Consider the following 20,819-nt stretch of genomic DNA (forward strand, 5'->3'; position numbering starts at 1 on the left):
GCCGTTTTTTAACATTCGGTAATGTTAACGGCGAGGCCGCCACGGGCCGTCTCCTTGTATTTGGTCTTCATGTCGTTGCCGGTCTCCCACATGGTCTTGATCACTTTGTCGAGCGACACCTTGTGCTCACCGGTGCCGCGCAGGGCGAGGCGGGCGGCATTGATCGCCTTGACCGCCCCCATGGCGTTGCGCTCGATGCAGGGCACCTGCACCAGTCCGCCGATGGGATCGCAGGTGAGGCCGAGATTGTGCTCCATGCCTATTTCGGCGGCGTTCTCCACCATGGCCGGGCTGCCCCCCAGCAGTTCGGTCAGCGCGCCAGCCGCCATGGAGCAGGCGACACCCACTTCCCCCTGACAGCCCACTTCGGCGCCGGAGAGGGAGGCGTTCTTCTTATATAAGATGCCGATGGCAGCCGCGGTGAGGAAGTAGCGGATCAGCGTCTCGTCATCCACCTTGTGCACGAAGCGATCGTAGTAGTGCAGCACGGCGGGGATGATGCCCGCAGCGCCATTGGTGGGGGCGGTCACCACCCGGCCACCGGCGGCGTTCTCTTCATTGACGGCCAGCGCAAACAGGTCGACCCACTCCATCACCATCAGCGGGTCCTTGTTGAAGTTGGTCTCGCAGCTTAGCTGGCGGAACAGCCCCGGGGCGCGGCGCCGAACCTTGAGGCCGCCCGGCAGCACCCCTTCGCTTTTGCAGCCTCGCTCGACGCAGCCCTGCATCGCCTGCCAGATCTTGCGCAGCCCCGCTTTTATCTGCTCATCGCTGCGAAAGACCCGCTCGTTGGCCAGGATCAGCCCCGAGATGGAGAGGCCGCTCTCCTGACAGTGGGCCAGCAGTTGGGCGCCGCTGTCGAACGGATAGGGGACAGGGTGTTCGGCATCGGACTTGGCGGCCTCCTCCTTGGCGGTGGCAAAGTGGCTCTCTTCAATGATGAAGCCGCCCCCGATGGAGTAGTAGGTCTGGCTGAAGCGCAGGTTTTCCTCTTTATCAAAGGCCCGCAGAGTCATGCCGTTGGTGTGGGCCGGCAGGGTCTTGCGGCGGTTGAAGATGATGGCACCGGTGCGGGGAAAATGGCTTGGTTGCTCGCCTGCCAGCGGCAGGCTCTGTTCCTTTTCCACTCGAGCCAGAATGGCAGGAATCGCATCGATATCGACCGATTCCGGTTCAAAACCCGATAACCCCAGAATGATTGCCTTGCCGGTGCCGTGCCCTTTGCCGGTCTGGCCCAGCGAGCCGTAACACTCCACTTCGACCCGCGTGACAAGTGGCAGATGGCCTTGCAGCTTGAGCTGCTGGACGAAGGCATAAGAGGCACGCATGGGGCCAACGGTATGGGAAGAGGAGGGGCCAATTCCGATGGAAAACAGGTCAAACACGCTGATCATGACATCAATCCGGTGATGGTTTATGTCTGTTTATTCTAGGATTTTTGCCGTGGATGGAAAGCGGGGATGTGCGGTGCTGTGACATGGACACAGATAATGGGGCTGGGGGGAACCAAGAAGGTTGAAGGGGCTGATCCCCTTCAACCTGCCTGATCAGTCGAGAAATTCGCACAGGTAGGCGGTGGGGGTTTTCACTTCCAGTTTGAAGGAGGAGTGACCGGCCACCAGGAAGGATTCACCCTGGCTGTAGGTGTGCCACTCATCTTCATCAGCCAGCTGGATGGTGAGGGCGCCCTTGATCACTGTCATCCGTTCGGGGGCGGCAGTGTTGAACAGATAGTCACCGGCGTTCATCACCCCAACGGTTGATTTCTCGCCTTTTTGTTCGAAACCGATGGATTTTACATTTCCGTCGAAATACTCGTTAACTTTCAGCATCTTTACATCCTTGTGTGTACGTTTGTGCAGCCAAACTAGCACAATCTTTTGCCAGTTGTCATGGGGGATGAGGTAAAAATCGCCGAGACCGCTTTGAATCTTCACTTTTTCGCAAACTTATTAATAGCCAAGGTTAATGATTTGCTGATTTAAAACAGCAATTAAATGTGAGATAACACGCGCAAACAGGGGAATGGGCAGCCGCTCATTCCCCTGTTTGGTTAATTGCACTGGGAAAAGTGTGAATTTTGCTACATAAAGGAACATATTGTGTTAACTAAAGGACTCATTAAAAACATCGGCTTCCAGGTTGTGGTCGCCATGGTGCTGGGCGCAGTGGTCGGCGCGTTCATGGGTGAACAAGCCACCGTGTTTGCACCGCTCGGTACCCTGTTTATCCAGCTGATCAAGATGCTGGTGATCCCGCTGGTGGCGGTAGCCATCCTCTCCGGCGCCGCCAATCTGGGCGCCAGCCCGGCTGCGGGCAAGATCGGTGCGGCTACGCTGGCCTTCTTCCTCGTGACCTCAGCGTTGGCCGTGTTGCTGGCGCTGGTGATGGGGCAGATCTTCAAACCGGGTGTCGGGGTCGATTTCGCTTCCGTTGCCTCCATGTTTGGCGGTGACTACGCCGATAAAGGGGCGCTGCCGGATGCAGTCGCCACCCTGCTTGGCATGATCCCCACCAACGTCTTCAACTCCCTCAACGAGGCTAACATCCTGCAGATCCTGGTGTTCTGCATGTTCCTCGGCATTGCGCTGGCCAAACAGCCGCGCGAGCGGGCCAAGCCACTGGTCGATGGGCTCAATACTCTGGTGGATGCCTTCGTCTGGATGATCAACAAGGTGATGATCATCGCGCCGCTCGGGGTGTTCGGTCTGATGGCGGAAGCCATCGGTACCTATGGCTTCGACGTGCTGACCCTGGTACTCAAGCTGTTCGTGGTCTATGTGGCAGCCATCCTCATCTTCGGCTTTGTGGTCTATCCGCTGCTGGTGATGATGTTCTCCAACACGCCGGTAATGAAGTACCTCTCTGCCATGAAGAAGCCGCAGATCGTGGCCTTCTCCACCGCCTCTTCCATGGCGACCCTGCCGGTCAATATGGAGACCTGCGAGCATGATCTGAAAGTGACCAACGCGACAGCCTCCTTCGTGTTGCCGCTGGGTGCCACCATCAACATGAGCGGCAACGCCATCTATTACGGTCTGGTCGCCATCTTCTTCGCGCAGGTTTACAACATCGATCTGAGTGTCGGTGCCTGGGCGGCCATCATTGTGACCTCCACTCTGGGCGCGATCGGTCAGGCCGGTGTGCCGGGCCCAAGCTTCCTGGTGGTTGCCGTGCTGCTGGCGGCCGGGATCCCCATCGAAGGGTTGCCGCTGCTGTTCGCGCTGGATCGTCTGTTCGACATGATCCGCACCTCCCTCAATATCACCGGCGATGCGGCCTGTGCTGTCATTGTTGACCGCTTCAGCCCGGAATATGACCCAGAGCGCTGGAACAAGGCATAATTGCTTTGAGCTGGACTGAGATATAACAGCCCTAAGCTGACACTGAGTAACGCGAGCCCCTGCCATGATGGCGGGGGCTTTTTTATATCTGCCGGACAAGTATCAGAGCAACGGTGTGCACAAGAGATTGCTGACGGATTTAGCTGTGTTGAATGGAGAGCACAGGAGGGGAAAGCATCAGTTGTGGGCATGGGCCGTGTGGCGTCAACCGGCCTGTTATAGATGCCGGGGTAGGGGATTGTCAAACGGCGGGTAACAAAAAGGGGAGCCTTGCTCCCCTCGGATATGATTTGCTGCTGGTTCTACTCCATCAGGCCATATGGTTAAACCATCCTGGTTACACCCTTGTGGCGAAAGAAACAGCGTCAACGTGATGAAATCATATCTATGTTGACCATCTCGGCATTATTACTGAAAAGCGCCAGTTGATGGCGATTAAACAGACATGGCAAAGAGGGTCGGTCCGGATTGATGCCTCTCTATCCGGCTCAGAACTGTGACAGTGAGGGCAGAGAGACAGCAACCAGGGTGAAAAACACCGTGAAAACGGCAGTAACGACAAACTCTTTCATTTTTCTCTCCCTAAGTTGTTGGTTGATGTAGTCAAGATACCATAACAAGGGGGTAAAACAAGGTGTAAGTTGATAAAATAGCTGTTTTATGTGCTTGGTTGGCTGAGATAGCTATTTTTGTCATATTGAGCTGATTTTATCACCTTCTATGGCATGTTAGGCATTCAAGATTCTGTTTTTATGGTTATTTCATTTAAATTCAATTAGTTGGTGAGCTGTTGGTTGGTTTTGTGAAGGGTTTTGTATGGAGCTTAAGTGGCGTTTTGTAAGTTTTCACCCTCGTAATAGTGTCATTGAGGCCATAAAAAGTGCGCAAGGCAATGATTTGACGATTCCTGACGTAGATAGCCCATCCAAAAGAAGTCTATGGAGAGAGTCTGGTTGCCAACCCTTGTCACACCATCACTTTATCAGTCTGGAGGCTCCGCATTTTTACAGCAATACATTGGGTTGATAGGGAGTAGAGCGGTGCATCGGGGGGATTCAGAGTGGTAACTGGCTGTTTTATCACCGCCAATTTTCCCGTCAGCCTCGGAATAGACATGGCCGCAGCAAGAGTGAGGTGGGCAATAGGCCAGAGGCGTATTCTCTGGCTGGGCTGGGCTGGGCTGGGCTGGGCTGGGCTGGGCTGGGCGCGAGCAGCGATCTGCGTGGGCGATGCACCTGCGTGAGTCATGTGATTGCAATACGAGAGCAGCGCCGGAGCATGGTTGGGTAAGATATCTGAATCCCTTCTACAAGATTGATATATAAAAAACGGCGTATGACGAGGAGGCTGAACAAGCTCGTTTCAGGGTCGACAGAGTGCAGATCAACGCAATCCGGTTCGCAGTAATAAAACACATCCACGACGATACCGGAACTCTGTTCGTAGGCTGAAGCCGGTTGCTGTGAGGAGAGGAAGGCTGGTGATCAGTCAGATGGCGCAAGGGTTGGTAATCAGGCAACCCGTATGGTGAGGGGCATACAGCGTGCCGATGCCCCCGTTTTTGCAAGATATTAAAAAACCCTCCGATGGAGGGTTTTTGTCATCAACAGCCGGTAAAAAGCCGCGAGGCTTAGAACAGGGTGGTGGAGAGGTTGTAAAGCTCCTGATCGAACGGACGCTTCATGTTCTCGATGCAGTCGATGATATCGTGGTGTACCAGCTCGTTGCGCTGGATACCGACGCAGCGACCACCGTGACCAGCCAGCAGCTGCTCAACGGCGTAAGCACCCATACGGCTGGACATGATGCGGTCACGGGCAGTCGGGGCACCGCCACGCTGGATATGGCCCAGGATAGTGGCTCGGGTTTCACGACCGGTCAGGGCTTCGATGTCCTTGGCCAGCGCGTTCACGTCGGTCACGTGCTCACAGATGGTGATGATGGCGTGCTTCTTGCCCTTGGCTTCGCCTTCCTTGATCTGCTTGAGCAGCTTCTCTTTGTCGAAGGCTACTTCCGGCACGATCACATATTCGGCACCACCGGCAACGGCGGCAGACATGGCCAGATCGCCACAGTGGCGACCCATGATCTCGACCACTGAGATACGGTGGTGGGAGCTGCAGGTGTCACGCAGACGGTCGATGGCGTCAACCACCACGTTCAGAGCGGTATCAAAACCGATGGTGAAGTCGGTACCGGCGATATCGTTGTCGATGGTGCCCGGCAGGCCGATGCAGGGGAAACCCTCTTCGGTCAGCTTCTTGGCGCCCATGTAGGAGCCGTCACCACCGATGACGACCAGCGCATCGATACCGTGCTTTTTCAGATTTTCGATCGCTTCGGCGCGCACTGCGGGGTCTTTGAAGGCAGGGAAACGGGCGGAGCCGAGGAAAGTACCACCACGGTTCACCACGTCGGAGACGCTGTGACGCTCCAGCTTGACGATGCGATCCTGGTGCAGGCCGAGGTAGCCATCATAAATACCGTAAACTTCCAGGCCATGATGCAAACCGGCGCGAACCACGGCGCGAATGGCTGCGTTCATACCGGGTGCGTCGCCACCACTGGTCAAAACACCAATACGTTTGATTTGTTTGGTCATGAGTGCCTCTGGATCTGAGTTGTCAAATACGAATGTTTAAATAGACAAGCCACTTTTACTATATCGGCTTTCATATGGGATGCGGGGGCCACCATAGGAAAAGCGATACAAGAGAGGGGACGAGCCCCTCTCTTTGCCGTAATCAGCGATTACTTGGCAGCGCCAGCGATGATCTGGGAGAAGTCGTCCACTTTCAGGGACGCACCACCGACCAGGCCACCGTCGATGTCCGGCTGACCGAACAGGTCGGCTGCAGTGGCGCCAGTGACGGAACCGCCGTACAGGATCTGTACTTTGGCAGCAACGGCGGCATCAAAACCGGCCAGGTACTGACGGATGTGAGCGTGAACGGACTGAGCGATCTCCGGAGTGGCAGTCTTGCCAGTACCGATGGCCCATACCGGCTCGTAAGCGATAACGGCGTTGTTGAAGGAGGCGATGCCGCAACGGTCGATAACGGCTTTCAGCTGGGTCTCAACCACGTTCTTGGTCACGCCGGCTTCGAACTGCTCCAGAGTTTCACCGATGCACAGAACCGGCACCAGGCCGCCTTTCTGGATCGCTTCGTACTTGGCAGCAACCACGTCGTCACTCTCTGCATGCAGGGTACGACGCTCGCTGTGGCCGACCAGAGAGTAGGTGCAACCGAAGGCTTTCAGCATGGACGGAGCGTTTTCACCGGTGAAGGCGCCAGACTCGTGAACGTCAGCGTTCTGGGCACCGTAGGCAATCTTGCTGCCAGCGGTCAGTTGCTCAACCAGACCCAAAAAGATAACCGGCGGGCAGACGGCGACTTGCACAGAAGGATGAGCGGCAGCAGCCGGGGTCAGTCCTTTGATCAGAGCTTCAACAGAAGCTTTGGTGCCGTTCAGTTTCCAGTTACCCATTACCAGGTGCTGTCTCATCTTGTATATCTCCTAGGCATTTGATTGCGCGACATTATATGAATTGAACCGAGCCCAAGATAGCTGACCCGGCGGCAAATGACGTAATTTTTTTTCGCTTTCCTGATCCAAATCAGGAATGAAACGCTTGATCGCTCATTCGTTAACCTGCCCCCGCAAGCGAGCCCACCATACCCCAATCCATTCGTGGATGGCAGCTTCGGAATACATCAAATAACGCCCTTTGGGTAAATAACTGTAGAGGGGCTGGGGTACCTGGCTCTGCTTGGCGGTGTAGTCGGTGGGGGCCGGCACGGCATTGAGTCCCTGACCTTGATAGAGGGCCATGGCGCGCGGCAGGTGGGTTGCTGAACTGACCAGCGCCACCTCTTTTCCTTTCAGATGTCGGCTGATACTGACCGCCTCATCATGAGTGTCTTTGTTGTTTTCAAACAACGTCATCCGCGAACGGGGAATGCTGAGGCTCTCGGCCATCCGGGCATTGACCTCGGCATTGGAGAGGGGATCCCCCGACACATAGCCGGAGAAAACCAGTTCGGCTTCGGGATAGGCCTGGGCGAGGCGCACCCCTTCGAGAGTGCGGGCCAGGGCGATATTGTTCTGCCAACTGCGCATCGGTACCGCCGGATCGCTGACATGACCGTTGCCGAGCACCACGATCGCCTCGACGTTGGGATGCTGGCTCACCTCGAACGGTGGGTAGGTCTGCTCCAGCCCGCGGGCCAGTTCATAGCTCATCGGTCGCATTCCCATCAGCGCCACAATGAGCAGCGAGAGGGTGGCCAGCAGCTTGCCGGTTTTCTGAAAACGGGTGAACCAGAGCAGCAGCAGGGCGACCAGCAGCAGGGAGAGGGAGAAGGGGAGCGGCATCAGCAGCTGACCCAGCCACTTTTTGAGCACAAACACGGCAGACACTTCCTTGAGTTTTCAGCAAATTCGGGATGTGACAGAATACCTCTCTTTTTTGGGATGGCCACAACCCTGTGGCGCTAATGTTGAGTTTCTCCTTGAAGCACGATCAGAGTTTTGACGGGCGCGCCGACAAGTTCGCCCGCAACATTTACGACTCCACCAAGGGGCGCATCCGCACCACCATTGTCTGGAGCGACATCGAAGCCTGCCTGGCCCGCCTTGGCAACCGTCCGCTGCGCATCCTTGATGCGGGGGGCGGTTTTGGCTATTTCGCCCAGAAGCTGGCGGCCATGGGCCATCAGGTGGAGCTGTGCGATCTGTCAGCAGAAATGCTGGAACTGGCCCGCAGCCAGATCGCCGAGAAGGGGCTGGAAGACAAAATCCGTCTCATCCATTGCCCCATTCAGGATCTGAAGCAACACGTGACCGGTACCTTTGATCTGGTGCTCTGCCATGCGGTGCTGGAGTGGCTTGCCGAGCCGCGCCAGACCTTGCTGGGTCTGTTCCCTTTCGTCAATGCCGGGGGCATACTGTCGCTGCTTTTCTACAACCGTCATGGTTTGCTGTTCCAGAGCCTGGTGGTGGGCAATTTTGACTATGTGCGCCTTGGCCTTCGCAAGAAGCGCCAGACAGCGCTTACGCCCACCAACCCCCAGTTGCCGGAGCAGGTCTATGACTGGATTGGTCGCGGGGGGCTGCGCATCATCGGCAAGACGGGGGTGCGGGTCATCCACGACTATATGCGTCACAAGCAGGATCAGGTGGAGAAGTTCGACGATCTGCTGGCCATGGAGCAGCAATATTGCCGTCAGGAGCCTTTTGTCGCCCTCGGCCGCTATATCCATGTGATGGCCCAGAAGCCGGCCAGCTGACTGCTTGCGGTTCACGTCAATAATGTGAACCATGTTTTCGATGCTACCGGATGTAGCCGCGCGCACGATTTTGCGCCCAATACAACAACGAGATGACAACATCATGATGAGTACATCCCGTACCCTGCCAGAGCGTTCTTTGCCGGAGCTAGTAGGGTGGGTCAGGCAGGAGGGGTTGGCGTTGAGCCTGCCAACCGACCGGCTGGCCTTTCTGATTGCAATCAAGACCCTGTCCGAAGATGAGTCGGATTTGTCGGAAGCGGCGCTGCACGACGCTTTTGGCTATGTCAGCAGCGCTTTTGGCCAGATGGACGAGACCCTCACCGGTCGCGCCAACAACGCCATCAACGATCTCATTCGCCAGCAGCTGCTGTCGCGTTTCAACACCGACATGGTGGCGGGGGAGAGCCTCTACCGCCTGTCGCGTCTGGGTGTGAGCATCGTCGACTTCTTTATGGATCAGCGTCAGGTCGACTCCATCAAGCTCTCCATCCTGCTTGAACACCTGGCCTCCGAGCTCGACACCGCCCGTAAGGCGGCGCTCGAGACCAACACTCGCGAGCAGTGGGATGCCGAGGTGCTGCCGCGCCTCACTTTCTCGCTGGAAGAGACCCTGGGGCGGATCGATCTCACCCAGCGCGCCATGGATGAGCAGCAGAATCAGGTCAAAAGCGAGATTGCGGCCCTGCTGACCCAGAACTGGGTCGATGCCATTCACAGCTGCGAAAAGCTGCTGCACGAGACCGGCCAGACCCTGCGCGAGCTGCAGGATACCCTGGATGCTGCCGGCCACCGCCTGCAGGCGGGGCTGCTCAATATTCAGGAGGCTGCGCAGGGGCGCGACGATCTGTTCCACGTCGAGGAGCTGACTCACGCCTTGCAAGGTCGTCTTGATGTCATCACCAGCTGGGGTCAGCAGTGCATCGAGCTCTGGTCCCGCTACGATAGACACGTCCACAAATTTATCCGCAACGCCATCGATATGGACAAGAACCGCGCCTTCAGCCAGCGGCTGCGCGAGTCCATCCGCAACTTCGAGCAGCACAACTGGCAGCTGCGGGTGGCCGAAGAGCCCCGCCTGCTGGAGCTGCGCGACGAAACCATCGCCATCCACGACGAGGAGGTGACCGGTGAGGTGCCACTCGAGATGGAGTACGTCGAGATGGTGGACATCAACCAGGAGCTGGCCGAGCGCATCGAGCGTTATCTGGCCCGCTACCCCGAGCAGGGCCAGCAGCTGGACTTGGCCGATGTGCTGCGGGAATACCTGCTGGACTACCCGGCCCATGCCCACTTCGATGTGGCGCGTCTTCTGATCGACCAGGCCGTGCGCCTGGGCCATGCCAGCGGCGAGCGCGAACTGCATCGCCAACCCGCATGGAAACCCATTAACCAAGCTGGATCCAAGGTTCAGGCCTATGTCATTGATCAATTCTGAGTTTCCCTTGCCGCTGCGCCTTGCAGAGGCGATTGCCAACCCCTTGTTTCCGCGCATCGACACCGCCTTGCGCTCCGGCCGTCACATCAGTGCCGACGAGTTCGAGCAGCATTCGGCGCTGGTCGAGTATCACAGCGAGCTGGAGATCTTCTACGGCCGCTATCAGGTGGAGCTGATCAAGGCGCCGGAAGGCTTCTTTTACCTGCGCCCGCGCCCGAGCTCGGACATCGGCACCACTGTGCTCTCCGAGCTCGATATGCTGGTGGGCAAGGTGCTCTGCTACCTCTACCTGAGCCCGGATCGTCTGGCTTCCGAAGGGGTATTCGCCATGGCCGAGCTGCAAGAAGAGGTGCTGAGCCTCGCCGACGAGAAGCAGCTGCTGCGGATGGTCAACAGCCGCTCCGGCGGTACCGATCTCGACAAGAAGAAGCTGCTCGAAAAGATCCGTACCTCCATGCGCCGTCTGCGCCGCCTTGGCATGATCACCGCCCTTGGCAACGGGGATAAATTCCGGGTCAACGAATCGGTGTTCCGTTTCGCCGCTGACGTGCGCTCCGATGAAGATCCGCGCGCCGTTCAGCTGCGGATGATCCAGGAGGGTGAAGCCATCTTCCACGACGACGAAATGCCGAGCAGCGACTCGCTCTTTGATGACATCGAGGCGGATCTCGATGAAGAACAACTGGATCTGGAGGTATAACCGGTGCGAGGCAAGTTCAAATCCCTGACCATGGTCAACTGGAACGGCTTCTTTGCCCGAACCTTCGATCTCGACCAGCTGGTCACTACCCTTTCCGGCGGCAACGGCGCGGGCAAGTCCACCACCATGGCGGCCTTTATCGCGGCGCTCATCCCCGACCAGTCACTGCTCCATTTCCGCAATACCACGGAAGCGGGATCGAGCAGCACCTCCCGTGACAAGGGGCTCTACGGCAAGCTGCAGCGCGGTCACTGCTATTCCCTGCTGGAAGTGATGAACAGCCGCGAACAGCGGATCTGGGTCGGCGTGCACCTCGAGCAGGTGGCCAACCGCGACAACAAGGTCAACATCACCCCGTTTGCACTGGTGGATGTGCCGGAGAATCTGGCGCCGACCGATCTGCTGCTGGAGAAGCTCGATGGCGGCAAGGGGCGGGTACGCGCCTTTACCGATCTGAAAGGGGCGGCCGCCGAGCTGGGGGCGCTGAAAGTCGCCAAATTCAATACGGTGACCGACTATCACAACTTCATGTTCGAGTTCGGCATCACCCCGAAGAAGCTGCGTGACCAGAAGGATCGCGGCAAGTTCTACCGCCTGATCGAAGCCTCCCTCTACGGCGGCATCTCCTCGTCCATCAGCCGTTCCCTGCGCGAATACCTGCTGCCGGAGAACTCCGGGGTGCGCAAGGCGTTTGCAGACATGGAGGCGGCTATCTATGAAAACCGCCGCACGCTGGAGGCCATCAAGGAGACCCAGGGTCAGCGGGATCTGTTCAAGAACCTGATCACCGAGACCACCCACTATGTGGCCGCTGACTATGTGCGCAACGCCGCCGAGAAGAGCCGTCTCTCCGAGCTGGCTCTCAAGGCGCGCCAGGAGCTGGCCGACAAGCGCCGCATTCTGGCCGAAGAGAAGCAGCGCGCCATCTATCTGGCCGACGAGGTGGAGCAGCTCACCAACCGCGAAAAATTGCTGACCGACGAGCTGGAGTCTGCCTCCGAGCATCTGGCCAAGGTGATGGCGGCTGTCAGCTTGCAGAAGAAGATCGAGATGTACCGCGCCGATCTGGCGGATCTCTCCGACAAACTCGAACAGCAGCAGGCAGTAGTGGAAGAGATCCACGGCCAGCTGCTGGAGGTAGAAGAGCGCAAGGAGCTGGCGCAGGCAGAAGTTGACAGCCTCAAGACCCAGCTGGCTGACTACCAGCAGGCGCTCGATATCCAGCAGACTCGCGCAATCCAGTACCGTCAGGCGGTGCAGGCCCTCGATGCTGCCCGCGAGCAGTGCGAGCTGCCGGGGCTGACCGCCGAACAGGCGAGTGACACCCTGCACCAGTTCCGCGCCGCCGAGCAGAGCCTCACCAGCCGGGTGCTGGGGGCCGAGCAACAGCTGGCACTGGCCAAGGCGGCAGTGGCCGAGCACGAAGCGGCGCTGGCGCTGCTGCTCAGCATCGCTCCGGAAACAGTGCGCGAGGCCGCCTGGCCCACAGCCCAAGCGCTGCTCAAGCGTCACATCGAAGACAAGGCTCGCATTGCCCAGGGGCAGGGGCTGCGCGCTGCGCTGGCTCGCCTCGAGAAAGAGAGCGAAAGCCAGAAGAGTCTCTTCAAGTTGCGTGACGAGCTGCAGCAGGCCTCTGGCCAGCTGATTGCCAGCAGCGATGAGCTGGAGATCTTCCTCGAAGCCCAACGCACTCGTCAGGAGGAGCTTTCCGAGCAGCAGGCCGAGGTGAATCAGCGCCGCGCCAGCCTCGAGCATCAGGGCACCCAGCTGGGCCGCGATATTGCGGAGCTCACCAAGCTTGCGCCGCGCTGGCTGAAATCCTTTGAAAAACTCGAGCAGCTGCGCGAGCAGAGCGGTTTGCCGCTCGCCACCGCCGAAGAGCTTTCGGCCGGTATGCAGACAGTGCTCGACAAGGAGCGGGAGTTCGAGCAGGAGAGCAACCGCATCGCGGCGCAGAAACAGGCGCTGGAGCTGCAAATTCGCAACCTGCAGTTGGGAGCCGGCGAGGCGGATCCCCGTCTTGCCCGCATCGCCGAGCAGGTGGGGGGCGTGCTGCTCTCCGATGTCTATGACGACATCTCCATCGACGATGCCCCTTACTACTCCGCGCTCTATGGCCCGGCTCGCAGCGCTTTGGTGGTGCTTGATCTTGAAGGTGCCATCGAGCGGCTGAAAAAGCTGGAAGATTGCCCGGAAGATATCTACCTGATTCAGGGCAACCCCGACTCCTTTGACGAGGATCTGGTGGAAGCGGACGAGCTGGGAGACGCCGTGCTGGTGCGCACCAGCAAGCGTCAGGTGCGCTTCTCCCGCTACCCCGAGCTGCCGCTGTTTGGCCGCGCCGCTCGTGAAAAGCGGATCGAGCAGCTCGACCTTGAACGCGAAGGGCTCATTGAGGGCTACGCCAAGGCAGCCTTCGAGCAGCAGAAGTACCACCGCCTCTACGGCCACTTCCGCGACTTTATTGGCCAGCATCTGGATATCGCCTTCCGCCCCGACCCGGAAGCCGAGGTGCAGGCCAAACAGGCCGAGCTGCGCGCGCTGCAAGGAGCCATCGGTGAGTGTGACAAGCAGCTGGCCGATGCCAAAGCGGCCGCTGCCCAGCTGACTCGCCATATCCAGCTGGTGCAGGGGATGCTGCCCTTTGCCCACCTGTTTGCAGAGACTGATCTGGCGGCCCGCCTCGAGGCGGCTCATGCCGACGTTGAGGCCCTTAAAACAGCCGAAGCCTTTATCGCCAAGCACGGCAAGTCGCTGGAAAAACTGGAAACTATGGTGCAGGTGCTGCGTCAGGATCCGCAGGATCTGGCCGCGCTGCAGGCTGCCTATGATGAGGTGAGCGACCTGCTGGCCGAGCAGAAGCGCCGTTGCTACGCCCTCGATCAGCTGGTGGCCCGTCTGCCGCACTTTGCCTATCAGGATGCGCAAGATCTGCTGGGCAAGGCGTCTGAAATGAGCGAGCGACTCAAAGAGAAGCTGAAAGCGGCTGAGCTTGCCGCCCGCACCGCTGGCGAGCAGCACAAGCAGATTGCCCAGCGCCACACCGAGGCGTTGCAACTGCGCACTGCGCTGAACTCCAGCGTCGAGGCCAAGCGCCAGACCCTGACCGAGTTCGAGCAGGAGCTGGCGGCCATGGGGCTGACCCTCTCTGACGATATGGAAGAGAAGGCGCGCGCCCACAAGAAAGAGATTGAAGAGCTGCTGATCCGCACCCGTTCCCGTCGCACCAGCGCCGAGGCCCAGTTGCAGGTCACCAAGCGAGAGATCGAATCCCTTGGCGGCCGTCTCAAGCTGGAAGGCAAGGATTACTACAGCGCCCGTAAATCTCTGGTGGGTCACAAGGCGAGCTGGTCGCGGGTGGTGCGGCTGGCGCGGGAGACCGACGTCGAGAAGCGCCTCAACAAGCGCGAGCTGGCGTACCTTGACAGCGACGAGCTGCGCTCCATGTCGGACAAGGCCCTCGGCGCCTTGCGGGTAGCGGTGGCCCACGACGAGGCCCTGCGCGATGCGCTGCGTCTCTCCGAGGGCAACCGCAGCACCGAGCAGAAGGTCGCCTTCTACGTGCAGGTTTACCGTTACCTCAAGGATCGCATCCGCAACGACATCATCCGCTCCGATGATCCGGTGGAAGCGATCGAGGAGATGGAGATCGAGCTGGCCCGTCTCGCTGACGAGCTCAAGCAGCGGGAAACCCATCTGTCGCTCTCCTCCCACGAGGTGGCGGCCAAGATCACCAACATCATCCGCCGCGAGCAGAACCGCATCCGGGTGCTCAACCAGGGCTTGCAGAACATCGCCTTCGGTCTGGTGCGCGGAGTGCGCCTCAACGTCAATATCCGCGAGGCTCACACCCGTCTGCTGACGGCGCTGGCCGATCAAACCGCCATGCACAACGATCTGTTCGCCGACAAGGAGCTGAGCTTCTCCGAGGCGATGGCCAAGCTGTTCCAGCGCCTGAACCCGCAGATCGAGCAGGGGGATCGCAGCTATCAGGTGATGGGCGACGTGCTGCTCGACTATCGCAACTATCTGGAGCTGGAAATCGAGGTGCAGCGTGGCGCCGATGGCTGGCTGCGTGCCGAGAGCGGCGCGCTCTCTACCGGCGAGGCGATCGGTACCGGTCAGGCCATCCTCTTGATGGTGCTGATCAGCTGGGAGGAGGAGTCCCGCCGTCTGCGCGGCAAGGATATAGCCCCGTGCCGTCTGTTGTTCCTCGACGAAGCGGCCCGTCTGGATGGCAAATCCATCGCCACCCTGTTCGAGCTGTGCGAGCGGCAGGATATGCAGCTGCTTATCGCGGCGCCGGAGAACATCAGCCCCGAGAAGGGCACCACCTACAAGCTCATCCGTAAAGTGCAAGGCAAGCACGAGCATGTGCATGTGGTAGGCCTGCGCGGCTTCGGCTTTAGCGATGATAAGCTGATTGCCTGATAGGTAACGTATGAAAACGGGAGGCAGGCCTCCCGTTTTCAAAAGATTGAAGAGGGCTATTATGGTGATAGACAAAGATGTTGTTCTGCCAATTGTCACAGCCCTAGTCGGATTTCTGTCCGCTCAGTTCTATGCATTTATACAGGCTCGCATCAATAGAAATAGAATTAAAAATAATATGTTTCTTGAGCTTTCCGATATTGATGCTCAGTTAGAAAATGCACAATTAACTCTAGAGGGAAATATAAAGCATATCTGTAATAAAGAGTTTAGTGGTGCATTTCCAAGCAAGATAAGAGCTTGTGTTTTTAATGGTTTTTTTGTTGATGTCGCCATCCATCTTAATCGCTCCCAACGAGTATCATATCAAATCATTCATGGGTATTTGGATGATATTAATAATGAGTTGTCATATTTGGTTGGTGAAACTAGAGTTTTTAGAGATGAGGTTTTTAGTAACGGGGGAATAGAGCGAAGCAAGCTTAATATCTGGATGGATAGATATAGAACGATTTATACGAACATTTGCATGGCTCGTTGGCATATCAGACATCACATAGATAATAAAATAAATCCAGAGCTTCCTCTATCTGGTTGTGTTTATGATGAGTATCAGGTTTTTTGTAGGAATATTGATAAAACATTGAATGATTTCATACATGAAAGTATAGATAAATAATTTTCATGTTAGATGCTTTATTTAACAAGGATAATGTTATGCATAATAGAGTGGGCGAAATTCTAGTAATATCACTCTGTTTGCTACTTGTAGCCTGTAGCAGCCGTTATGACGAGCGTCACGGCGGTAGCTGGCGCGGCTATAGCGAGACCGGTTACGCCAGCTATTATGCCGACCGCTATCACGGTAAAAAGACCGCCAGCGGCGAGATCTATCGCAACAACCTCAATAGCGCCGCCCATATGGAATTGCCCTTTGGCTCCATGGTGCGGGTTACCAACCTCGCCAACGGCAAGAGTGTAGTGGTCAAGGTCAATGACCGCGGCGCCTTTAAAAGGGGGCGTATTATCGATCTCTCCAAATCAGCCTTTAGCGCCATCGGCAATATTCGTGACGGGATTATCAAAGTAAAGGTTGAAGTCCTTAGATAATTTTATTAGAAGGACATTGTTGTAAACGGCTTGCATGTATTATGTGAAAAGAGATTGGAAACTACTTTCCATTCTAAAAATGTGTTGTATTAGTTGCTCGATACGAAGAGTTCTATTTTCAACTTGAGTAAAATAAACATAGGTGCAGTTTTCATTTTTTTCATATTCTTCGAATGCTATTGGATGTGGGCATCCTTGTTCTGGATCAAAGTAATAGCAAGATAACCAATTAGGGTCCTTGGCTGAAACTGCGTTACCCACCCCAACATTGTTGTTGACTGACAACTTTAGCTCTTGGTTAACACACAGTTGGTTATTTTTGTCATGACAGCGCAGGCCATAATGTAGCCATGAATACACATTTATGTAGGTCCATATACTCTTGAAACTATCTTCATATATACAGTAGCGTATTCCAATGTTACGATGGTTTTTGCTTTTGAAAAAATATGCATGACAAATGTCATCTATATTACTTCCGCCATATATTTCAGGTTTCTTCCCTACAGAGATTAGTTTTGCATTCAGTTCGTTCCAAAACAATCTCATAATACGTTCTTGTGCATAAACGACCGCTTCAGATATCGATAAGGCAGCGAGCATTTTCTCAGTAGAACCAGCAATTTCGGTAGAGAGAGCAGGGATAAGGCTACTTTTATGAGTCAATTTTTCCACCAATGATAGATATTGATTAAGGGTTTGTTTTACTACTGACTCGTTAGGCGCCTGTGCTACGCATTTCTGAAGCCATGTTAAAATGTGTATATCAAAAGAAATACAATTGATATGTTCTATTGGTAGTTTTCCTAAACTATATAGTGATGGTTCTTTACCATTTAAAGTGAGATAAAATATTGATACCCTTTCATTATTTTTTGCACGAAAAAATAACTCATCATAATAGTCATTAAGTTGATTACATTGATCTCCAGCATCAATTTTCATTTCAATGCCGATCAGATGACTCTTGGTGCTGATGGTAAAATCTATCCTTCTTCCTGATCTAGTTAAATCCTCTCGTCGAACCTCTATGCTATGAGCATCGACATCCAAGTTGATTATTTCAAGAAGGGTCTTTACAGGAAAATAACCAAGATTGTGTGCACCTCTAGGATTTAATAGCTCATATATAAACCTTGAATGTGTACCGACCTCATCTTTTTCAATATTAAGGATGGAAAATAGATTGAAGTTTACACCATTATGAACGCTGGCCTTTTCATGTTCAACAATTGTTGAGTGTACTTTGTCAAGTAGACATTCTATCCTTGAGTTCAAGTATTCACCTGTGAGCACGGTAAGTGAAAGATAATATTATGTAGATACATTGTATACTTACATAAATAATAAAAACTTGATCAACACGATGTTTATAAAACATTTGTATGTATAAATGTAACTGATGATACTCTGAACGAATTACCGTGTCGCCCTCTGAACCGTTTAACCAGAACGGCTGGAGCAGTGGACGCATGAGTGACAAGCATTAACTGAAAATGGTTGGCAGGACTATGTATATGGGGAGCAGGCAGAATGAAAGTGGCAAGATGGAATGTCAGGGCGCTGTTTAGCCGCAAGAGCAATGAGGTGCGGGGACGTTATGGGGTGAAGGACCTGCTGTTGCTGGGAACATTGTGGGTCGCACTTCCCGCATCAGCCGATGAAGAGCAGTTGCCGGCCGAATATCGCCCCTTTGTGCAGCAGTTGGTCGATGCGGCAGAAGCCCGGGATCATCAGGCCCTTGCCAACCAGATGAAGTATCCCTTCAAGCAGGAGTATCCCATTCCTGCCATCAAAACCCCGGCGGAGATGCTGACCCGTTTTGACGAGGTATTTGATGACGTCATTTTAACAAGCATCGCTACATCCCGGGTCGGGCAGGATTGGCAGACCATGGGCTGGCGCGGCATTATGCTGGGCAGTGGCGAGGTCTGGATGGATTTTGATGGCAAGGTGATCGGTATCAATCATCAGACGGCGCAGGCCGCCAAATTGAAAGCTGAGCTTATCGCCAGGCAGAAGAGCGATCTGCATCCCAGTGTGCGGGAGTACAAGAACCCCGCTTTGATGTGGCAGACCGAGAAATTTACCATCCGCATCGACGAGTTGGACGATGGCCATTATCGCTACGCCTCCTGGGCCAAGGGCAAGAAGCTCGCCGACAAGCCGGATCTGGTGCTGAAAAATGGCACCGTCAGGGTGGAGGGGACGGGGGGCAATCATACCTATCTCTTCACGAGCGGCCCCTATCGCTACGAGTGCGTCGTCACCATACTGGGTGAGCGAGGTGTGCCATCGGGTGAGCTGGTGGTCTATAAAGACGACGTCGAGATAGTGCATCAACCGGTGATCAAGGTGCTGTGACAGCAAATCCACATAAAGAGAGATCAAAGAGCGGCCAGGTGCCGCTCTTTTGCTTTCGAAAATAGAGAGATGAGCTGCGCTAGGTTTGTGGCACCCTGACCCCTTTATCGAGATAGAGGCTGCTGAAGTGGGCTCGGTGGGTGACAAACATCACCTGATGGCGGCTGCCGTCGGAGAGGATAATAAAATCCCCCGCCTGAGCGGGGCTTTGCAAGGTGATCTCCTGCTCGGGGGCGGTCAGGCGATCGACATCTTCCTTGAAGGTGAGGGTGTAAGAGTACATATGGCGCTCCACTGCTGGCTCATATCAAACACTCCGTTGAAGGTAGTTGCTGGCAAGGGGGCGCGCGGCGCCCGATTGGCGCTGTTAGACCAAATAGCGGTGATGAGAACGCGTATGGCTTCAGTCGGGTTGTTCTGCTGAGGTGCGCTTGAGGCGTTTACATCAAGGCCATCGGTATCAAAACGATGGTAAAGGGGTGAAAGGGGGATGAAAAACCGCCTATTGGCGGTTTTTTTTATGCGATGGGCCCTACTTCAGGGCCTTCTTCAGCTTCTTGATCTTGCCTTCATGCTTGGCAATTTTCTCAAGACGAGCGGCGATCTTCTTCTTGATCTCTTTCTTGCTTGCTTTGGCCATCGGTGGAGCTCCTTTGCAGTGGGGACACATGAGGTGTCAGTGTGGGTCTTCCCTTTGACGTCCCAGAGTGCCACAGGGCTCCTTTGTGAACCAGCATTCTGTTGCTTTAATAGCCAGTTCGCTATAACTGCAAGGGGCTGAGCCAGCGCAGAAGTTGCTGGCCAACATGCGGGTTGGCGAGCAGGGCCATATGGCTGGTGCGATAGACAATCAGGGTATGGGCAGGAAGAAAAGCCAGCTGATGGCGCGCTTCGTTGTGCTGACCGAGGGCGCTGCGTAGCGGCACCAGTCCATCGCCAATCAGCCGGTCGGCCAGCAGGCTGCGCTTGGCGGTAGTGGTCGCGGCAATGGCATAGCAGTTGACGCTGCCGGGCAAGGGGAGTGGGACGCGGGGATCGCGCAAGGGCGCGGCGGGATCGGGCTGTGCCACTTCATCGATCACCTTGCCGTGGCGCAGATCCTTGATGCCTGCACTGCGCTGCCGCGCCAGTCTGACGAAGGGTTCGCTGTAGGCGGTAGCGGGCAACAACTGTTCCAGCCAGTGACCGGCATGTTCGAGCGGCGCGCCGTGGTGTGGTGTGCCTAGAAAGATCAGATTGGCAAGGTGCGCAGGCCAGGTGAGCCCGGCCACGCCGGCATGGCGGCAGGCGCTGCGGGCAACCAGTCCCCCCATGCTGTAGCCCATTATCGTTATCTCTTTAAGCTCTCCCGGCCAGTGGGCGAGCAGTTGCTCCAACAACATGGCCAGTTGCTGCCCGTTTTGTGCGATGGGCAGGCCCGAGTTGTAGCGCAGGTAAAGAGGCTGATAGCCAAGCGCGTTGGCAAGTTGCTCCCCGTGATTGACCGGTTTGCCTTGATGCTCGGTCTGCCACTGCAGATCGTTCATGCAGAGGCCATGGATCATCAGCAGCACCCGTCCCTCGCGGGGTAGATCCTTTGGCATCGCCTGCCAATCGAGGGGCTTGCCCTGATAGCGCAGTGTCATGGGGGTGGCGAGGGCATTGTGGTGATCGACCAGCTTGTCCCCCAATACGCCGTTGAGCGTGGCGATCAGGGCTGCACGTTTCGGGGTTTCGGGGATCTGGTGGGGCGGCGGAGTGGCTGGCAGGCGGCTGAGCAGTTGGTTGATGCCGCTGCCCAGGGTGTTGGCGGTGCCATGTACCCCCTTGTAGACCAGCCCGGTGATCCCGGCTGTTTTTCCCTCATCTCGTCCCTTGAGCCCCATACCGCTCAGTACCGCCTGATGTACCGCTTCGGTGATCTCTACCGCGGCGGGCAGCGCCAGAGTCAGCAGGTGCGCCAGCTCGCGGATATCCGAAAGATGCCAGGAAGAGGATGGCGATGGGTCTGTGGCGTCGGTCATGGCAAGCCCTTGTGAAAGCGGGTATCGCGTTGTCGTGCCGCGAAGAGCGCAGTGTGTCTCTATATCAAACCAGCTTGCGCCCTTTGTGGCAGGTTTACCAGTAACGGGCCATGCATGGCGGGGCTGATAAGAACCGCT

At 56.1% G+C, this 20,819-nt stretch carries 16 protein-coding genes; 8 read left to right on the forward strand and 8 right to left on the reverse strand.

The genetic code is table 11. From position 1 onward, the window contains the following. Positions 1 to 8: 8 nt before the first annotated feature. On the reverse strand, positions 9 to 1,394 hold the full coding sequence (locus G5315_RS00150; protein WP_201905246.1) for an L-serine ammonia-lyase: 1,386 nt from the start codon (positions 1,392 to 1,394) through the stop codon (positions 9 to 11). Positions 1,395 to 1,547: 153 nt separating this feature from the next. After that, positions 1,548 to 1,832 (reverse strand): pyrimidine/purine nucleoside phosphorylase, encoded by a 285-nt coding sequence (locus G5315_RS00155; protein WP_005336842.1) that lies wholly within the window; start codon positions 1,830 to 1,832, stop codon positions 1,548 to 1,550. A 270-nt stretch (positions 1,833 to 2,102) separates the two neighbouring features. Between G5315_RS00155 and G5315_RS00160 the strand changes: the two genes are divergently transcribed. Beyond that, positions 2,103 to 3,344 carry a dicarboxylate/amino acid:cation symporter gene (locus tag G5315_RS00160; RefSeq protein WP_005360943.1) on the forward strand — a complete coding sequence of 414 codons (1,242 nt, stop codon included), beginning with the start codon at positions 2,103 to 2,105 and terminating at the stop codon, positions 3,342 to 3,344. A gap of 1,630 nt (positions 3,345 to 4,974) precedes the next feature. On the opposite strand, the gene pfkA is transcribed toward G5315_RS00160, so the two are convergent. The 3 genes from pfkA to elyC all read right to left on the reverse strand — a co-directional run bounded on the left by pfkA (position 4,975) and on the right by elyC (position 7,757). Further along, the gene (gene pfkA, locus G5315_RS00165) at positions 4,975 to 5,946 is read right to left on the reverse strand and encodes a 6-phosphofructokinase (protein WP_005336840.1); all 972 of its coding nucleotides are present in this window, start codon (positions 5,944 to 5,946) and stop codon (positions 4,975 to 4,977) included. A 149-nt stretch (positions 5,947 to 6,095) separates the two neighbouring features. Continuing rightward, entirely contained in the window at positions 6,096 to 6,851 is a 756-nt protein-coding gene (tpiA, locus tag G5315_RS00170) for a triose-phosphate isomerase (protein WP_040069280.1), read from the reverse strand. Positions 6,852 to 6,986: 135 nt separating this feature from the next. Beyond that, positions 6,987 to 7,757: an envelope biogenesis factor ElyC gene (gene elyC / locus G5315_RS00175; RefSeq protein ID WP_421332050.1), complete on the reverse strand. Its 771-nt coding sequence runs from the start codon at positions 7,755 to 7,757 to the stop codon at positions 6,987 to 6,989. A 101-nt stretch (positions 7,758 to 7,858) separates the two neighbouring features. On the opposite strand from elyC, the gene cmoM reads away from it, so the two are divergent. The 6 genes from cmoM to G5315_RS00205 all read left to right on the forward strand — a co-directional run bounded on the left by cmoM (position 7,859) and on the right by G5315_RS00205 (position 16,314). After that, positions 7,859 to 8,635, forward strand: coding sequence for a tRNA uridine 5-oxyacetic acid(34) methyltransferase CmoM (cmoM, locus tag G5315_RS00180; protein ID WP_031227571.1), 777 nt, complete (start codon positions 7,859 to 7,861; stop codon positions 8,633 to 8,635). Positions 8,636 to 8,738: 103 nt separating this feature from the next. After that, positions 8,739 to 10,073, forward strand: coding sequence for a chromosome partition protein MukF (mukF, locus tag G5315_RS00185; RefSeq protein WP_111901131.1), 1,335 nt, complete (start codon positions 8,739 to 8,741; stop codon positions 10,071 to 10,073). After that, positions 10,054 to 10,773, forward strand: coding sequence for a chromosome partition protein MukE (mukE, locus tag G5315_RS00190; protein ID WP_005336835.1), 720 nt, complete (start codon positions 10,054 to 10,056; stop codon positions 10,771 to 10,773). Before mukF ends, mukE begins: the two co-directional genes overlap by 20 nt. Positions 10,774 to 10,776: 3 nt before the next feature. Next, complete coding sequence (gene mukB / locus G5315_RS00195) at positions 10,777 to 15,204, forward strand: chromosome partition protein MukB (RefSeq protein ID WP_421332051.1); 4,428 nt, start codon at positions 10,777 to 10,779, stop codon at positions 15,202 to 15,204. A gap of 61 nt (positions 15,205 to 15,265) precedes the next feature. Beyond that, complete coding sequence (locus tag G5315_RS00200) at positions 15,266 to 15,883, forward strand: hypothetical protein (RefSeq protein WP_216977741.1); 618 nt, start codon at positions 15,266 to 15,268, stop codon at positions 15,881 to 15,883. A 38-nt stretch (positions 15,884 to 15,921) separates the two neighbouring features. Then, the gene (locus tag G5315_RS00205; protein WP_216977740.1) at positions 15,922 to 16,314 is read left to right on the forward strand and encodes a septal ring lytic transglycosylase RlpA family protein; all 393 of its coding nucleotides are present in this window, start codon (positions 15,922 to 15,924) and stop codon (positions 16,312 to 16,314) included. A gap of 39 nt (positions 16,315 to 16,353) precedes the next feature. Here the strand turns inward: G5315_RS00205 and G5315_RS00210 are convergent, their stop codons facing one another. Next, on the reverse strand, positions 16,354 to 17,592 hold the full coding sequence (locus G5315_RS00210) for a PD-(D/E)XK nuclease family protein (protein WP_421332052.1): 1,239 nt from the start codon (positions 17,590 to 17,592) through the stop codon (positions 16,354 to 16,356). A gap of 255 nt (positions 17,593 to 17,847) precedes the next feature. Between G5315_RS00210 and G5315_RS00215 the strand changes: the two genes are divergently transcribed. Beyond that, positions 17,848 to 18,678 carry a hypothetical protein gene (locus tag G5315_RS00215; RefSeq protein ID WP_216977738.1) on the forward strand — a complete coding sequence of 277 codons (831 nt, stop codon included), beginning with the start codon at positions 17,848 to 17,850 and terminating at the stop codon, positions 18,676 to 18,678. Between the two features lie 79 nt (positions 18,679 to 18,757). On the opposite strand, the gene G5315_RS00220 is transcribed toward G5315_RS00215, so the two are convergent. Further along, a complete protein-coding gene (locus G5315_RS00220) occupies positions 18,758 to 18,961 on the reverse strand; it encodes a hypothetical protein (protein ID WP_416034981.1) in 204 nt (67 codons plus the stop codon). Positions 18,962 to 19,439: 478 nt separating this feature from the next. Beyond that, positions 19,440 to 20,681: a lipase family alpha/beta hydrolase gene (locus G5315_RS00225; RefSeq protein WP_421332053.1), complete on the reverse strand. Its 1,242-nt coding sequence runs from the start codon at positions 20,679 to 20,681 to the stop codon at positions 19,440 to 19,442. Positions 20,682 to 20,819: the final 138 nt, after the last annotated feature.

The sequence above is a fragment of the Aeromonas sp. 603607 genome (assembly GCF_049171595.1).
GTDB classification, from domain to species: domain Bacteria; phylum Pseudomonadota; class Gammaproteobacteria; order Enterobacterales; family Aeromonadaceae; genus Aeromonas; species Aeromonas veronii.

Excerpts from the sequence above, each read along its gene's own strand:
- mukF (WP_111901131.1), top strand. The coding sequence starts at position 8,739 with ATGATGAGTACATCCCGTACCCTGCCAGAGCGTTCTTTGCCGGAGCTA.
- G5315_RS00205 (WP_216977740.1), top strand. The coding sequence starts at position 15,922 with ATGCATAATAGAGTGGGCGAAATTCTAGTAATATCACTCTGTTTGCTA.
- G5315_RS00225 (WP_421332053.1), bottom strand. The coding sequence starts at position 20,681 with ATGACCGACGCCACAGACCCATCGCCATCCTCTTCCTGGCATCTTTCG.
- G5315_RS00150 (WP_201905246.1), bottom strand. The coding sequence starts at position 1,394 with ATGATCAGCGTGTTTGACCTGTTTTCCATCGGAATTGGCCCCTCCTCT.
- tpiA (WP_040069280.1), bottom strand. The coding sequence starts at position 6,851 with ATGAGACAGCACCTGGTAATGGGTAACTGGAAACTGAACGGCACCAAA.
- G5315_RS00155 (WP_005336842.1), bottom strand. The coding sequence starts at position 1,832 with ATGCTGAAAGTTAACGAGTATTTCGACGGAAATGTAAAATCCATCGGT.
- G5315_RS00220 (WP_416034981.1), bottom strand. The coding sequence starts at position 18,961 with ATGTACTCTTACACCCTCACCTTCAAGGAAGATGTCGATCGCCTGACC.
- G5315_RS00200 (WP_216977741.1), top strand. The coding sequence starts at position 15,266 with ATGGTGATAGACAAAGATGTTGTTCTGCCAATTGTCACAGCCCTAGTC.
- mukE (WP_005336835.1), top strand. The coding sequence starts at position 10,054 with ATGTCATTGATCAATTCTGAGTTTCCCTTGCCGCTGCGCCTTGCAGAG.
- G5315_RS00215 (WP_216977738.1), top strand. The coding sequence starts at position 17,848 with ATGAAAGTGGCAAGATGGAATGTCAGGGCGCTGTTTAGCCGCAAGAGC.
- pfkA (WP_005336840.1), bottom strand. The coding sequence starts at position 5,946 with ATGACCAAACAAATCAAACGTATTGGTGTTTTGACCAGTGGTGGCGAC.